15 protein-coding genes and 1 tRNA gene are annotated in these 13,883 nt (G+C 70.0%); 10 read left to right on the top strand and 6 right to left on the bottom strand.

Going from position 1 to position 13,883, the window contains the following annotated elements; genetic code table 11:
* Positions 1 to 68: 68 nt before the first annotated feature.
* From AB0K73_RS07825 to AB0K73_RS07815, 3 genes are all read right to left on the bottom strand, one after another.
* Positions 69 to 1,712, bottom strand: a complete 1,644-nt coding sequence (locus tag AB0K73_RS07825; protein ID WP_360517031.1) for a DNA repair helicase XPB — start codon at positions 1,710 to 1,712, stop codon at positions 69 to 71.
* Between the two features lie 69 nt (positions 1,713 to 1,781).
* Positions 1,782 to 3,653, bottom strand: coding sequence for a helicase-associated domain-containing protein (locus AB0K73_RS07820; RefSeq protein ID WP_360517034.1), 1,872 nt, complete (start codon positions 3,651 to 3,653; stop codon positions 1,782 to 1,784).
* Positions 3,654 to 3,662: 9 nt separating this feature from the next.
* Entirely contained in the window at positions 3,663 to 3,938 is a 276-nt protein-coding gene (locus AB0K73_RS07815) for a hypothetical protein (RefSeq protein ID WP_360517037.1), read from the bottom strand.
* A gap of 107 nt (positions 3,939 to 4,045) precedes the next feature.
* Between AB0K73_RS07815 and AB0K73_RS07810 the strand changes: the two genes are divergently transcribed.
* The gene (locus AB0K73_RS07810) at positions 4,046 to 4,426 is read left to right on the top strand and encodes a cold shock domain-containing protein (protein WP_360517040.1); all 381 of its coding nucleotides are present in this window, start codon (positions 4,046 to 4,048) and stop codon (positions 4,424 to 4,426) included.
* The gene (locus tag AB0K73_RS07805) at positions 4,419 to 5,156 is read left to right on the top strand and encodes a DUF3027 domain-containing protein (RefSeq protein WP_360517043.1); all 738 of its coding nucleotides are present in this window, start codon (positions 4,419 to 4,421) and stop codon (positions 5,154 to 5,156) included. Before AB0K73_RS07810 ends, AB0K73_RS07805 begins: the two co-directional genes overlap by 8 nt.
* On the opposite strand, the gene AB0K73_RS07800 is transcribed toward AB0K73_RS07805, so the two are convergent.
* The gene (locus AB0K73_RS07800) at positions 5,132 to 5,398 is read right to left on the bottom strand and encodes a DUF2530 domain-containing protein (protein ID WP_360517046.1); all 267 of its coding nucleotides are present in this window, start codon (positions 5,396 to 5,398) and stop codon (positions 5,132 to 5,134) included. The genes AB0K73_RS07805 and AB0K73_RS07800 overlap by 25 nt on opposite strands.
* Positions 5,399 to 5,403: 5 nt before the next feature.
* Positions 5,404 to 6,519 carry a phosphoserine transaminase gene (gene serC / locus AB0K73_RS07795; RefSeq protein ID WP_360517049.1) on the bottom strand — a complete coding sequence of 372 codons (1,116 nt, stop codon included), beginning with the start codon at positions 6,517 to 6,519 and terminating at the stop codon, positions 5,404 to 5,406.
* A 66-nt stretch (positions 6,520 to 6,585) separates the two neighbouring features.
* Between serC and AB0K73_RS07790 the strand changes: the two genes are divergently transcribed.
* The 4 genes from AB0K73_RS07790 (at position 6,586) to AB0K73_RS07775 (ending at position 10,284) form a co-directional block, all read left to right on the top strand.
* Positions 6,586 to 7,314, top strand: coding sequence for a metal-dependent transcriptional regulator (locus tag AB0K73_RS07790; protein ID WP_360517052.1), 729 nt, complete (start codon positions 6,586 to 6,588; stop codon positions 7,312 to 7,314).
* Between the two features lie 180 nt (positions 7,315 to 7,494).
* Complete coding sequence (locus tag AB0K73_RS07785; protein ID WP_360517055.1) at positions 7,495 to 8,340, top strand: C40 family peptidase; 846 nt, start codon at positions 7,495 to 7,497, stop codon at positions 8,338 to 8,340.
* A 358-nt stretch (positions 8,341 to 8,698) separates the two neighbouring features.
* Complete coding sequence (locus AB0K73_RS07780; protein ID WP_360517058.1) at positions 8,699 to 9,196, top strand: HNH endonuclease; 498 nt, start codon at positions 8,699 to 8,701, stop codon at positions 9,194 to 9,196.
* A 374-nt stretch (positions 9,197 to 9,570) separates the two neighbouring features.
* Entirely contained in the window at positions 9,571 to 10,284 is a 714-nt protein-coding gene (locus AB0K73_RS07775) for a CHAP domain-containing protein (protein WP_360517061.1), read from the top strand.
* Positions 10,285 to 10,518: 234 nt separating this feature from the next.
* Here AB0K73_RS07775 and AB0K73_RS07770 read toward each other — a convergent pair whose 3' ends face one another.
* Positions 10,519 to 11,559, bottom strand: coding sequence for a beta-propeller fold lactonase family protein (locus AB0K73_RS07770; protein WP_360517064.1), 1,041 nt, complete (start codon positions 11,557 to 11,559; stop codon positions 10,519 to 10,521).
* Between the two features lie 215 nt (positions 11,560 to 11,774).
* Between AB0K73_RS07770 and AB0K73_RS07765 the strand changes: the two genes are divergently transcribed.
* The 4 genes from AB0K73_RS07765 (at position 11,775) to AB0K73_RS07750 (ending at position 13,881) form a co-directional block, all read left to right on the top strand.
* Positions 11,775 to 12,179: an HNH endonuclease signature motif containing protein gene (locus tag AB0K73_RS07765; RefSeq protein WP_360517067.1), complete on the top strand. Its 405-nt coding sequence runs from the start codon at positions 11,775 to 11,777 to the stop codon at positions 12,177 to 12,179.
* A gap of 11 nt (positions 12,180 to 12,190) precedes the next feature.
* Positions 12,191 to 12,265, top strand: a tRNA-Arg gene (locus AB0K73_RS07760).
* 32 nt (positions 12,266 to 12,297) lie between these two features.
* Complete coding sequence (locus AB0K73_RS07755; protein WP_360517070.1) at positions 12,298 to 12,600, top strand: hypothetical protein; 303 nt, start codon at positions 12,298 to 12,300, stop codon at positions 12,598 to 12,600.
* A 120-nt stretch (positions 12,601 to 12,720) separates the two neighbouring features.
* Entirely contained in the window at positions 12,721 to 13,881 is a 1,161-nt protein-coding gene (locus AB0K73_RS07750) for a pyridoxal phosphate-dependent aminotransferase (protein WP_360517073.1), read from the top strand.
* Positions 13,882 to 13,883: the final 2 nt, after the last annotated feature.

The raw sequence follows: 13,883 nt of genomic DNA, 5'->3' as shown, positions 1-13,883 counted from the left end.
ACCCGCACCGCAAAGTCGGAGGCGACTCGTTACGCCGCGGTCACGCCGAGGTCACGCGGGCACGCGGGTCACGCGGCCTCGAGCGTGTCCGCGTCGAGGATCGTGTAGCTGTACCCCTGCTCGGCGAGGAACCGTTGGCGGTTCTGCGCGAAGTCCTGGTCGACCGTGTCACGGGCGACGAGCGTGTAGAAGTTCGCCGAGAGCCCCGACTCCTTCGGCCGCAGCAGGCGTCCGAGGCGCTGCGCCTCCTCCTGCCTGGACCCGAATGAGCCCGACACCTGGATCGCAACGGTCGCCTCGGGCAGGTCGACCGAGAAGTTCGCGACCTTCGACACCACCAGCACGGGTGTCCTGCCGTCGCGGAACTCCTGGAACAGCCGCTCCCGCTCGTCGACGGGCGTGGCGCCGGTGAGCTGCGGCGCGCCGAGCGCCTCGGCGAGCTCGTCGATCTGGTCGAGGTATTGGCCGATCACGAGGATCCGCTCGCCCGCGTGCTTGGCCACGAGCTCGCGCACCACGCCGAGTTTCGCGGGAGCCGTGGCCGCGAGCCGGTAGCGCTCGTCGTCGGCGGATGCCGCATACGCGAGCCGCTCCGACTGCGGCAGGTCGATGCGCACTTCGTAGCAGGCGGCCGGGGAGATGAAGCCCTGCGCCTCGATCTCCTTCCACGGGGCATCGAACCGCTTCGGACCGATGAGCGAGAACACGTCGCCCTCGCGGCCGTCCTCGCGCACGAGCGTCGCGGTGAGGCCGAGGCGGCGCCGGGCCTGCAGCTCGGCGGTGAGCTTGAACACGGGTGCCGGCAGGAGGTGCACCTCGTCGTAGACCACGAGCCCCCAGTCGAGCGCATCGAGCAGGGCGAGATGCGCGTACTCGCCCTTCCGCTTGGCGGTGAGGATCTGGTAGGTCGCGATGGTGACGGGTTTGATCTCCTTGATCTGACCCGAGTACTCGCCGATCTCCTCGGCCGTGAGCGACGTGCGCTTCAGCAGCTCGTCGCGCCACTGCCGTGCCGAGACGGTGTTCGTCACGAGGATGAGCGTCGTCGTCTTGGCGGTCGCCATCGCGCCGGCGCCCACGAGCGTCTTGCCGGCGCCGCAGGGGAGCACGACGACGCCCGAGCCGCCGTCGAAGAAGTTGTCGACGGCCTTCTGCTGGTAGTCGCGCAGGTGCCAGTCGTCCTGGTTCAGGGCGATCTCGTGCGGTGTGCCCGGCGTGTACCCGGCGAGGTCCTCGGCGGGCCAGCCCAGCTTCACGAGCTCCTGCTTCAGCTGCCCCCGCGCCCACGGCTCCACGAGGAAGCTCTCGTCGTCGAGACGCTCGGTGAGCAGGGGTGCGATGCGCCGCGAACCCGAGACCTCCCTGAGCACGGGGATGTCGGTGGAATGCAGGCGGAGGGCGCCGTCCTCGGTGCGGTCCACCACGAGCCGGCCGTAGCGGCCGACCGTCTCCCGCATGTCCACGGCGACGGTCTGCGGCACCGGGAACTTCGCGTAGCGCTCGAGCGTGCCGAGCATGTCCTCGGCGTCGTGACCGGCGGCGCGCGCGTTCCAGAGTCCGAGGCGGGTGATCCGATACGTGTGCACGTGCTCGGGCGCTCGCTCGAGTTCGGCGAACACCGCGAGGTCGTGGCGCGCATCCTCCGCGAGCGGGTGCGCCACCTCGAGGAGCACGGTGCGGTCGCTCTGCACGATGAGGGGGCCGTCTGACATAGCGTTCGAGTCTACGCCCGCTTCATGGATGCACGGCCGACAGCCTCGAGGTCGAGGCGCGGGACCGCGTCAGACGTTCGTCGGTGCGGGCGACACCGCGGCGATGGCCGACAGGGGCAGGGTGCGCTCGATGTCGGCCTTGCGATCGCGGGCGCGGAGTCGGCCGTTCGCGACGCTCGCCGGCGCCAGGAGGTAGTCGGCCGTCTGGCCGCCCGGCATGCGCACGGTCACCGTGAGGGTCTCCTTCGAGCGCGCGGCGGCCTCGAGCTGGCGGGCGAGCCACGCCTGTTCGGTGGCGCCGTCCTCACCGGTCGCGAGCACGCGGTCGAGGAGCGCCGCGATCGGATCCGACTTCGGCTGCGGTGTCGGAGCCGCGGCGAGGCGGTGGCGGCGCAGGCGCACGATCTCGCCGTTCGAGTTCTCGGCGGCGACGGGGTACTTCGCATCGGAGAGCGCCCAGAAGACCACGTCGGCCGGGAAGCGCGACAGCAGGCGGTGCGGCCCTGACTGTCGCAGCCCGAGCGATGCGAGGGACTGGTCGACGGCGAGCGTGCGCACCAGTTGGTCGTCGTCGGACCGGATCGCCGAGCGCGCCGGCGCGTCGCGCTCGTCGGCGGCGGCCACGCGCACGCTGCCGAACCGGGTGGCCGCCTCGCCCACGAGGTACGCGAGCGGCTGGGGGATGCCCGTCAGCGACAACCCCTTCAGGAACGCCAGGATGGTCTCGGCCGTCTCGCCGGCGGCGAGTCCGCGGTTCACGGATGCCGCGCTCACGCGATACGTCGAGGCGAGGTCGCGCCCCTCGACGTCGGCGAACCCGCGTAGGCGCGCGTCGAGTTCGGGCTCCAGCGGACCGGGCGAGACCACGGAGAGGTCGTGCTGGAGGTAGACCTTGTCGACCTGTGCCGGGAAGTGCGCGGCGAGCATACGGGCGGCCCGGTCGGTGTCGCCCGCGAGCACCAGGCGACCCGACTCGACGGGCTCACCGGCGACCGCGAGACCGAGCGCCTCGGCGTCGTCGACGAGTCGGTCGAGCGCCTCGTCGATCCAGCGTCCGCCCGCGGGGTAGAACCAGCGCACGTCCTCGCGCAGGTCGGTCGCCGAGAGCGTCTCGCTGCGCCTCGCGACGAGGTCGCGCAGTGGCTCCGGGATGCGGTCGCGCCAGCACTCGGCGAGCCGTCGCCAACGCGCCGCGGCGCTCTGCTGCGTCCAGGCGGCCCCGAGGTCGGATTCGAGCCAGAACGCGCCGTCGCGCACCACGAGGCCCGCCTCGTCGGCGCGGTGGAAGAGCCGGGGGAGGGCGTCGAGCTCGATGCCGGCCGACTCGGCGAGCCGCTTCGAGTCGGGCAGCGCGAGGCCGCCCTTCGCGAGTTCGCGTGCCGGCTGGTTGCCGAGCTCGGCGAGGAGCTCGGAGGTCGCGGCGACCGTCGCGTAGGCGGTCTCGGCCGCGCGGCGTTCGACCAGCGTGCGGTCGACGTCGTCGACGGCGGCGAGCACGGCGGGCGCCGGTGCCGCGAGATCGGCGGCCGAGGGGAGGTCGCGACCGGTCTGCACCGCGAGGCGGGCCGTGACGGCCGTCGGCACGTGCACGTGCTCGGGGTCGGCGCCGGGCACGACCAGGAGGGTCGCGGCGAGTTCGGCGAGGAGGCCGGCCGCGGCATCCGACAGCCGTTCGGAACCACCCAGCCGCACGAGCTCGTCGCGTACGGCGTCGATGGTGGTGGTCCCGTGCTCGTCGGCGATGCCCGAGGCCGCGACGAGCACGGCGAGGTGCCGGCGATCGAGGCGGCTCAGGGCGTGGTCGATCGAGTCGGGCACGAGCAGCGCCTCAGCGAGGTCGAACAGGTCGCGTGCGCCCGAGGTCTCGAACTCGCGCGCCTGCAGTGCCGACGCGAGTTCCTGTCGCGGCAGCCCCCGAAGTCGTGCGGCGAGCTCGAGCATCGGCCCCCGTCAGCTCGATCCGGCCGTGGACTGGCGTCGTCGGCGAATGCCGTTCACGACCAGCAGTGCGATGAGGAGCAGGAAGGCGAGCGGCAGCCCGAACCAGGGCAGCATGATGACGAACGGCCAGACGCCCGTGCTGAATCCGTCGTCGGCGGCTGCGCCCGCGAGGGTGCCGAACATGACCGCCAGGAACGCGAGGATCGAGATCCCGACGAGGCCGACGAACATGTACGCCAGAATGCGCTCGGCGCGGTGCTCGGTGATGGGACCGGATTCGCTCACCTGTCAAGAATAGGGCAGCGGGCGGTCGGAGCGGTTGCGGCCTCCTAGACTGGAGCCTGCAACGCGACGCGATTCCGCGCGCCTTCCGACGCAAGCGAGGTTCCACGATGCCCACCGGCAAGGTCAAGTTCTACGACGAGGAGAAGGGATTCGGCTTCATCAGCTCCGATGACGGCCAGGAGGTCTTCCTCCACGCATCCGCTCTTCCCGCCGGCGCGACCGTGCGTGCGGGCACGCGACTGGAGTTCGGCGTCGCCCAGGGCAAGCGCGGCGCTCAGGCCCTCTCGGTGCGGGTACTCGATGCGCCCGTGAGCCTCGCCAAGATGAACCGCAAGCCCGCCGATGACATGGCGATCATCGTCGAGGACGTCGTGAAGGTGCTCGACGGCATCGGTGTCGACCTGCGCCGCGGCCGGTACCCCGAGAAGTCCAAGGCGCGCACGGTGGCAGCCGTGTTGCGCAAGGTGGCTGACGACCTCGATGCCTGAGCCGTTCGATCAGCCTGAGCAGCTCGAGCCGGCGGCCGAGCCGGCCGAGACGGTCGCCGAGCCCACCGAGACGGTGTCGACGGATGCCGCCGCGCCCGCGCCCGTGGCCGACGAGGTGCTGCTCGGCGCCGTCGACTTCGCTCGCCGAGCACTCCTCGAGGTCACGCGCCCCGAGACCGTGGGTTCCGTGGTCGGGCATGTCGTCGAGGGCGAACACGTGCTCACGCTGTTGTTCGCGTCCGACCTCTCGGGGTATCCGGGGTGGCACTGGAGCGTGACCATCGCACGCATCGAGGACGCCGAACCGACGGTGCTCGAGACCGAGCTCATGCCGGGCGACCGGGCGCTGCTCGCGCCCGAGTGGGTGCCATGGTCGGAGCGGCTCGCCGATTACCGCGCCGCACAGGAGGCGATCGCGGCGGCCGCAGCCGACGCCGCCGGCGAGACGGTCGTCGAGGAGGAGCTCGACGATGAGGCCGACGACTTCGATGACGACGACCTCGACGAGGACGAGGTCGACGACGAGGCCGAGCTCGACGCGGCGTTCGGGCGTGACGCCGGCGATGACGAGTTCGATGGCATCGACATCGACTCACTCGACGAGTCGGCCGAGGACGATGACACCGAGGACGACGACACCGACGACGACGACACCGACGACGACGGCTCCGACGTCGACGAGGACGGCGACGACTCCGACGCCGATCAGTCGGCCGTGTCGGGCTCCTGACGCAGGATCCGGCGACGGATCACCTGCACGATGGCCAGCCCGGCGGCTCCGATGCCGACGCCGATGGCGGCGGCCCAGACGAACCAGCCGAGCCCGGCATCGACGAGCTGCGGACGCATGATGATCGCGACGATGAGGGCCGCCAGCCACACCAGCGTTCCGGCGAACATCGCCTTGCGTGCGTCGGCCCGGGCCGGCGCCGGATCGGGGCGCCGCTCGGACTCGCTCAGCCAGAACCGCACGGGCGTCAGTCCATCCGCTCGAGCACGTAGTCGATGGACGCGGTGAGCGCACGCACGTCATCGGGCTCGATGGCCGTGAACGTGGCGATGCGCAGCTGGTTGCGTCCGAGCTTGCGATACGGCTCGGTGTCGACGACCCCGTTCTCACGCAGGATCGATGCGATGCGCGAGGCATCCGTCGACTCGTCGAAATCGATCGTCACGACCACCTGCGAACGGTCGGCGGGCTCGGCCACGAACGGGGTGGCGACCTCGGTGCGGGCAGCCCAGTCGTACAGCGCCGACGAGGACTCGCGCGTACGGGCGTCGGCCCAGCCGAGACCGCCCGACGTGTTCATCCACTCGACCTGGTTCTCCATGAGCAGCAGGGTCGCGAGCGCCGGGGTGTTCAGGGTCTGGTTCAGCCGCGAGTTGTCGATCGCGTTCTTCAGCGAGAGGAACTCGGGGATGTAGCGGTCACCGGCGGCGAGGCGCTCGACGCGCTCGATCGCGGCGGGGGAGAAGAGCGCGAACCAGATCCCGCCGTCGGAAGCGAAGTTCTTCTGCGGGGCGAAGTAGTACACGTCGAACTGCGCGGGGTCGATCTCGACCCCGCCCGCGGCGCTCGTCGCATCGATGACCGTGAGCGCGCCCTCGTCGCCGTCGACCCGGGTCACGGGCGCCATGACGCCCGTGGACGTCTCGTTCTGGGGCCACGCGTAGACGTCGACGCCCTCGACGGGCTCGGGGGCTGAGCGGGATCCGGGCTCCGCACGGCGCACATCGGGAGCCTCGAGCCACGGCGCACCGGCCTCGACGGCGAACTTCTGGCCGAACTCGCCGAACGAGCAGAGCTGCGCGCGGCGTTCGATGAGCCCGGATGCCGCGGCGTCCCAGAACGCGGTGGACCCGCCATTGCCGAGCACCACCTCATACCCGTCGGGCAATGCGAACAGGTCGGCGAGGCCCGTTCGCACCCGGCCGACGAGGTTCTTCACGGGCGCTTGGCGGTGCGAGGTGCCGAGGAGCTTCGGGCCCTCCGCCGCGAGGTGCGCGAACTGCTCGGGCCGGACCTTCGAGGGGCCGCAGCCGAATCGGCCGTCGGCGGGCAGGAGGTCGCTGGGGATCACGAGGCTCGGCATGCGTCGAGTCTATCGAGGCAGCACCGACCGCTAGGCTTGATGACGGTTGCGACAGGGAGGGCTCAGGTGACCGACCTCATCGACACGACGGAGATGTACCTCCGCACCATCCTCGATCTCGAAGAGGAGAACATCGTGCCGCTGCGTGCTCGCATCTCGGAGCGTCTCGGTCATTCCGGCCCCACGGTCTCGCAGACCGTTGCCCGCATGGAGCGCGACGGGCTCGTCGTGGTCTCGGGCGACCGCCACCTCGAACTCACCGCGTCCGGTCGCAGCAAGGCCGTGCACGTCATGCGCAAGCACCGGCTCGCGGAGCGACTGCTCGCCGACGTCATCGGGCTCGACTGGGAGTACGTGCACGACGAGGCATGCCGTTGGGAGCATGTGATGAGCGAGCAGGTCGAGCGCCGGCTCATCGAGATCCTCGGTCAGCCTCGCGAGTCCCCTTACGGCAACCCGATCCCGGGCCTCGAAGAGCTCGGCGTCCCCGCGGCCGACGCCTTCATGACCGGTGTGGTGCGCGTGCTCGACGCGCTCTCGACGGATGCGGCACCCGTCCACGGCATCGTGCGGCGGCTGGGTGAACCCGTGCAGTTCGATCCCGAACTGCTCGGGGAACTCAAGCGCGCGGGCGTGGTGCCCGGGGCGTCGGCGACCTTCAGCATCAGCGGCCGCTCCGTGCTCGTTCAGGTGGATGGCGTCGACGGTGCGCTCGAACTGCCGCGTGACGTGGCCGGTCACGTCTTCATCGGCCAGGAGGTACCCCCACTCGCGTCGGATTCGGGCGCTCCGTAATGAAAATGTGACATTTGGGCGAACGTCGCGTATCGTCGGTCGAGTCCGCCGGCAAGAAGCCGGTCGGCGGAACAGGATCGAGTTCGCCCCCCGGTGCCCACCGCTCGATTCAGAACCCGTGACGCGCCTCGTGCGCAGCAGGTGGGACGGCAGCGATGTCGTGGGGCGGAGGTACACGCTTTGGCTCGATTCCCCCGGCGGCGTCAGATCCGCACCATCGCTCGTGGGGCCGCATCGAGGGCGAACGCCGCCCCGAAGGCCCCGGCACTCCGCACCGAAGACCTCGCCACCACCGTGCGTACTGCGCCGCTCGCATCCACCCGCCGTCTTCGGCGCGGCGGCCTCGCGAACGTCGTCGTGATGACGGTGGCGGCCGGCATCGTGGGCACGCTCGCCATCCCGGCGTACGCGTTCGCGCCCGGCAGTGGCGGACTGCAGTTCGGCACCTCCGCCGAGACCGCGCTCACGAAGGCGCAGGCGCAGTCCGTCGACGTCACCGGCGACGTCATCGCAGCCCCGCTCACCAAGGACTCGTACGCGGCCGTCACCGGTGACGAGATCCGCGCTGCCGAGGAGGCCGCCGCCGCGGCTGAGGCCGCCCGTCAGGCCGCCGAGGCGCAGATGGCGTCGTACGCCGCGAGCTACTCGGGTCCCTCCGCGTCCGAGTTCGCCGCTGCGCCGGTCTACGGCTCCGCCGACCCCGCCAGCGTGTTCGCGGTCGCCCAGCAGTATCTCGGCGTGCCCTACGTGTACGGCGGCGCCACGCCCGCCGGCTTCGACTGCTCTGGGCTCGTGAAATACGTCTACGCGCAGTTCGGCATCAACCTGCCGCACTCCTCGTCGGCCCAAGGCGCCGCGGGTACCCAGATCAGCGAGTCCGAGGCCGTCCCCGGTGACCTCGTGGTCATGTCGGGACACATCGGGTTCTACGCCGGCAACGGCATGATCCTGCACGCGCCCTATGAGGGAACCGTGGTGCGCACCCAGCCGATCTGGACGAGCGACTACTGGATCGTCCGCATCTGAGACGTGAACATCGCGTAACGCGACATTCGAATGGCGTGCCGGAGGGTTCCGGTACGCCATTCGTGCTTTACCCTTGTACTCTGACGATCCGAGAGCCGGGTAGGGAAGCCGATGGCCGAGACGCGCAGCACCCATTCCACGGGTTTGCGCGCGCACTTCGACCAGCGGCGCAGTAGTCAGCCGAGCAACATCCGCGCGAACGCGCCGACGGGCACTGTCTTCATGACGGTGCCCGTTCTTCGTTCTCGGGGCGATTCGCACACGGCCCTGACGCCATCCCCCGCCCGCGCACATGAGCTCGCCTCGTCGATCCGTTCACGCGGCTGGAAGCCATCCAGCCCCGATCGAAAGGCACTCCATGCGCACCCTCGTGCTCAACGCGGGATATGAGCCGCTCGCCGTCGTCTCCTTCAAACGTGCCCTGCTCCTCGTCATGAACCAGAAGGCCACCGTGATCCTCCACGAGGAGGACAATCCCGTGTGTGCGGCGAGCGGTACGTGGCAGCGGCCGAGCGTCATCCTGCTCACGAGGTACGTGCGCACCCCTCGTGTACAACAGGTGCCCGTGAGCCGCCGAGGCGTGCTCCGTCGCGACGAGCACCGCTGCGCCTACTGCGGGCGTTCGGCGGCGACCATCGACCACGTGCTGCCGCGTTCGCGCGGCGGGCGCGACACCTGGGAGAACCTCGTCGCCTGCTGCCTGCGGTGCAACAACACCAAGGGCGACCACACTCCCGCGGAGATGGGCTGGGAGCTGAGATTCACCCCGCGGATGCCGCAGGGCCGCAATTGGGTCGTGCGCGGCTTCGAGCGTCCGCTGCCCCAGTGGGACGAGTTCCTCTCCACCGCGGCGTGAGTCCGGTGCGGCGGGTCTGAGTCATCGCGACCCGCCGTGTGGACAGTGGTGACAAGCCGAGTGGGCGTGCCCTATCGTGGTACGAGTCCGGAGCCACCCCGACCTCCGGATCACATGACGCCAACCCGTTCCGGTGCCGCCGCAGTGCGGTCTTCGACGGGATCCGGAGGTTCGAGCTGTTGCACGGTGACGAGTACGACGCCCACGAGCAGACCCGCTCTGGGCGGCGAGCCACCCATCGAGGTCGAGCCCGTCGAACCGCCCCAATCGTACGCACCACCTTCACTCCACGCATCGCGCCGGCCGCACGCAGCACGACCGCACGCAGCACGACCGCACGACCGCGTGCGCCGCGTCGCAACGGCCCGCTCCGAGTGTTCGCCACGGTGCTGGTGGTCCCGGCGATCTTCGGTACCGTGGCGCTGCCGGCGTACGCATTGATGCCGGGCAGCAGCGGGTTCGGTGCATCCGGAGCGTTCAGCCTCTCGGTCGCCGAGGCGCAGGCCGTCGACGTCTCGGAACTCGCGAGCGGCGCCACCGTCTCGAGCGACACGTACTCGATCACGACCAAGGCCGAGATCGACCGCGCCGCCCGCGACGCCGAGGCGGCCGAGCAGGCCGCCTGGGCGGCAGAGCTCGCGTCGCGGGCAGGCTCCGGCAGCTACGCCATCTACACGGTCAAGGCCGAGGGCGACGACTACCCGTGGTGGGATCAGGTGCCCGACGACTACGGCGGCGGGTTGTCGCCGCTGCGGTACTACTACCGCGAGTGCGTCGACTTCGTCGCCTGGCGGTTGAACCGCGACGCCGGGGTCACCAGCGCCCCGTGGAAGTGGACGTGGAGCAATCTCGCGTCGGGCAGCGCCTACGCGTGGGCCGATGCGTGGGCGTCGAAGGGGTGGCCGACCTCGAGCACGCCCGTCGTGGGTGCCGTCGCGTGGTTCCCGTACAACCACGTCGCGTATGTGCAGTCGATCAACGACGACGGCAGCGTGAACATCGAGGAGTACAACCAGAACTCCGACCATTCGTACCACCGTCGCACCATCGCCGCGGGTGACGCGCTCTATCTGTACCCGCCCGGCTGATCGGCGCTGCCGGCCGTTGTCGACACCGTGGCGAATCCGACGTGCTTTGTTGGACGACACAGCCAGTGAGGTCGTGGCGATCTCGCCGGTAACGTGAGATCTCATTCCACGAATAGACAGGTGAGCGCGATGACGCAGCCCTTGGACGAGGCGCGACTCGAGGAGATCGGGTTCGTCGACGAGCCCGCTCCGACGACCTCGGCGATCGTCATTCTCGGCTACAACTGACCCCGCCTACGGCACCCGGGCCAGGCACGCGGGTGCCGGGGTGCTGATGGTCTCGACCACCTGCACCGGCACGCCCTCCTCGAGCGCGACCACCGCGATCGAGTCGGAGGCCTGCTCGGCGACGAGGGCGAAGCGTTCGTCGTGCGTCACCTGCAGGTCGCGCGGATGCCGCCCGCCGGTCTTCACCGACGCGAGGTGCTCGAGCGAGCGCGTGTCGCGGTCGTACCCCAGCGCGACGAGCGCATCGGCATCGCGGTCGCCGATGAGCACCGTGCCCGCACGCGTGAGCCGGATCGCCGAAACGCCCATTCCACGAGCCGCAACGGTCGCGTCGACGGGTACCGACACGAGCTCGCGCCCCTCGACGAGGTCGATGACGCTCACCGTGCGATCGAGTTCGTTGGCGACGATGGCGACGTCGCCCGTGATGACGAGGTGACGCGGGCCCGCGCCGGCGTGCACCACGATGTCGTCGGCCTCTCCGTGCGGGAGACGCGCGGGGAGGTCATCGAGGCCCAGGACTCGGATCCGATCCGAGCCGAGGTCGGGCACGAGCAGCCGGTCGCGCGCGGCGTCGACCACGGCCTGATGCGGGTGCGGCGACGTCTGGCGCTCGGGGTTCGGCCCCGAGCCTTCGAATGGGATCGAGAAGACGGCCTCGGTCGCGACATCCGGAGCCACCGGGTGCGCCGTGAGCCGCCCGCCCGAGTAGTTCGCGGCGAAGAGCCAGGAGCCGGCCTCGTCGAACGCGACGAAGCACGGGTCGCCCGCGCCGGTCGCGCCCGTGGGGCCGAACGGGGTGAGTGCGTCGCCGTCGAGCGTCCAGGTCGACACGCGTCCCTCGGGGAGCTCGTGCGCGATGCCGAGCACACGCGTCGCCTCCGAGACGGCGAGGTACATGGGATTCGGGCCGACATCGACCGGCTCGCCGAGGGTGATCGAGCCGTCGAGGGCGACCTCCAGCGACCGGATGCCCCGCGCTGGCGACCCGAGCGCTCCGAGCGTCGAGGCGCCCACCCAGAACCTCGTGGTCTCCGTCGTCGCCATGATCCCCCGCTTCCCGGCCGTGGCAGGCGCCCGTGCGCCCGCGGTGCGTGCCGTTCAACACGCTATCGCGACCGGTAGAACGTGGGGGGCCCTTCTCTCGCACACCACCGTGCGGTACTGGCTCAAACGATATGGGCTGGGTACCAACGGACGGCCAGCGGCTCGCTCTTGGGATGTGAGCGCGTTCGTCGCTGGCATGCACCGAGTCGACCTCAGTGGCGGAGGTTCTCGACCGCATCGGGGTTTCGAAGTACAGCGGAAACTCCCGTCGGGCGGCCCTGATGGCGAAGGAGCTCGGCGTGGTGCTGCCAGTTGCGAGAACGGACGAATGGCTCGCTCGAATCTCCAAACCCATCCTCACCGATGATCAGGTTCAGGCGCGCTTCGCCCGTTCTTCGACGCCTCGCGACAACAAATCATTGAAGCGATGGATGACGACGCGTCTCGGAGTCCAGCACATCTGCACGATATGCGGGCTCGGCCCGGAGTGGAACGGGAAGCCGTCGACCCTCGAGCTCGACCACATCGACGGCGACCGGTTCAACAACGAATTGTCGAACCTTCGCCTGCTCTGCCCCAACTGCCACGCGCAGACCGAGACGAGCAATCGGAGGAAGTAGACTCTGACGGCGCCCTCGTAACTCAGGGGATAGAGTGCCGACCTCCTAAGTCGGAAGCGCAGGTTCGAATCCTGCCGGGGGCACCACGGCAGCGCGAACGGTCGAGGCAGGAGAGCGCATGAGCACCTCACCTCGACCGGATGTTCGCCAGTCGAAGACGCCTGGGGTGCTGAGCGTGGTGTTCGGCCTCGTCGCGCTCGCCGCCTTCGGCTGGCTCTGGGCGCTCTCGGCGACGCCGCTCGACCCGCCGAACTGGGTGCGTATCCTCGGCATCGCGTTCCTCCCCATCGGCATCATCGGGGGTGTCATCACCGGCATCTCCGGGCTCCGCGGCGCGGGTCGCGGCTGGGCGATCGCCGGCCTCGTCGTCGTTGGTCTGACGATCGTCGCGTTCATCGTGCTGATCACCGCCCTCGGCTGACCGAAGCGGGGTACCCGGGAAGGGGAAAGAGAGCCGCTCCTTCCCCGGTTGACGATCACGCGCGCCGGGAGTCTACTTCTCGTACAGCCCACGGTTCCATGATCAGATTGGGGGCGCGACGTGCCCGTGCAACGACTGCAGCACATTCCCGGCATCGGAGTCGACCTGATCGGCGACCGGGCCGACCGGGAGCGGGATGCGTCGATGCTGCGCCTCGAGAATCTCGACACCGACATCCGACCGCCCGCGATCGCGCTGGACCGCACACGGGCTGCGATCGACGACGATCGTGCGAACAGCTACCTCCCATTCCAAGGGGCCGTTTCGCTTCGGGAGGCGGTCGCCGCTCATGTGGGACGGCTCGCCGACCGAACCTTCGATCCCGTCCGGGAGTGCGTGATCACGGCCGGGGGGCTCAACGGCATCTTGAACACGCTCCTCGCGGTCGTGGAGCCCGGCGATGAGGTCGTGATGGTGGATCCCATTTACGCGGGCCTGGTCAACCGGGTGCGACTTGCGGGCGGAGTCCCGCGGTTCGTCCCGCTCACGCCGTCGCCGACGGGGTGGACCGTCGAACCGGAGCTCCTGGCGTCGGCCGTGACAGATCGGACGGCCGCGGTTCTGATGATGTCGCCGGCCATGCCGACCGGCTCGGTGCTCGGACGTTCCCACTGGGAGGCCCTGGCGCGTGCGCTCGACGGTCATCGCGCGTGGGTGATCTACGACGCCGCGATGGAGCGCCTGCGGTTCGACACGGCCGGGCGGGTGCACCCGGTACAGGTCGAAGGACTGCCCGAGCGAACCATCACGGTCGGTTCGGCCTCGAAGGAGCTCCGCATGATCGGATGGCGCGTCGGGTGGGTCGTCGGCCCGGCGGAGATCCTCGCGGATATCAACCTCGTCGGACTCACCAACGTCGTCTGCCAGGTCGGGATCGCACAGGAGGCCGTCGCGGCCGCCCTCGACGCACCTGACGCGGCGGACGACCTCACTCACGCCGTCGAGACGTGGCGAGGCCGGCGCGACCTCATCCTGGATCAGCTCGCAGGGCTCCCCGTCATCCCGCCCGATGGTGGGTGGTCGCTGCTCATCGACACCACGCTGCTCGGGATGAGCCCCGCCGAGGCGTCGGAACGTCTCTTCGAGCGGGGGAGGGTCGCGGCGACGCCGATGGACGGCTGGGGGCCGTCGGGCGCACGCTACCTGCGACTGGTCTTCGCGAACGAGTCGACCGACCGGCTGCACGATCTGCATTCACGGATCGAGGCCGCCTGGGGCTGAGC

It is taken from the genome of Agromyces sp. NPDC052230, from assembly GCF_040679595.1.
GTDB lineage: Bacteria > Actinomycetota > Actinomycetes > Actinomycetales > Microbacteriaceae > Agromyces.
The sequence above is the reverse complement of the archived record's forward strand: the minus strand, read 5'-3'. Positions and strand labels throughout refer to the sequence as shown.

Bases quoted from the DNA above. Each gene is read 5' to 3' on its own strand.
- AB0K73_RS07780 (WP_360517058.1), top strand. From the start codon at position 8,699: ATGCGCACCCTCGTGCTCAACGCGGGATATGAGCCGCTCGCCGTCGTC.
- AB0K73_RS07810 (WP_360517040.1), top strand. From the start codon at position 4,046: ATGCCCACCGGCAAGGTCAAGTTCTACGACGAGGAGAAGGGATTCGGC.
- AB0K73_RS07825 (WP_360517031.1), bottom strand. From the start codon at position 1,712: ATGTCAGACGGCCCCCTCATCGTGCAGAGCGACCGCACCGTGCTCCTC.
- AB0K73_RS07755 (WP_360517070.1), top strand. From the start codon at position 12,298: ATGAGCACCTCACCTCGACCGGATGTTCGCCAGTCGAAGACGCCTGGG.
- AB0K73_RS07820 (WP_360517034.1), bottom strand. From the start codon at position 3,653: ATGCTCGAGCTCGCCGCACGACTTCGGGGGCTGCCGCGACAGGAACTC.
- serC (WP_360517049.1), bottom strand. From the start codon at position 6,519: ATGCCGAGCCTCGTGATCCCCAGCGACCTCCTGCCCGCCGACGGCCGA.
- AB0K73_RS07770 (WP_360517064.1), bottom strand. From the start codon at position 11,559: ATGGCGACGACGGAGACCACGAGGTTCTGGGTGGGCGCCTCGACGCTC.
- AB0K73_RS07805 (WP_360517043.1), top strand. From the start codon at position 4,419: ATGCCTGAGCCGTTCGATCAGCCTGAGCAGCTCGAGCCGGCGGCCGAG.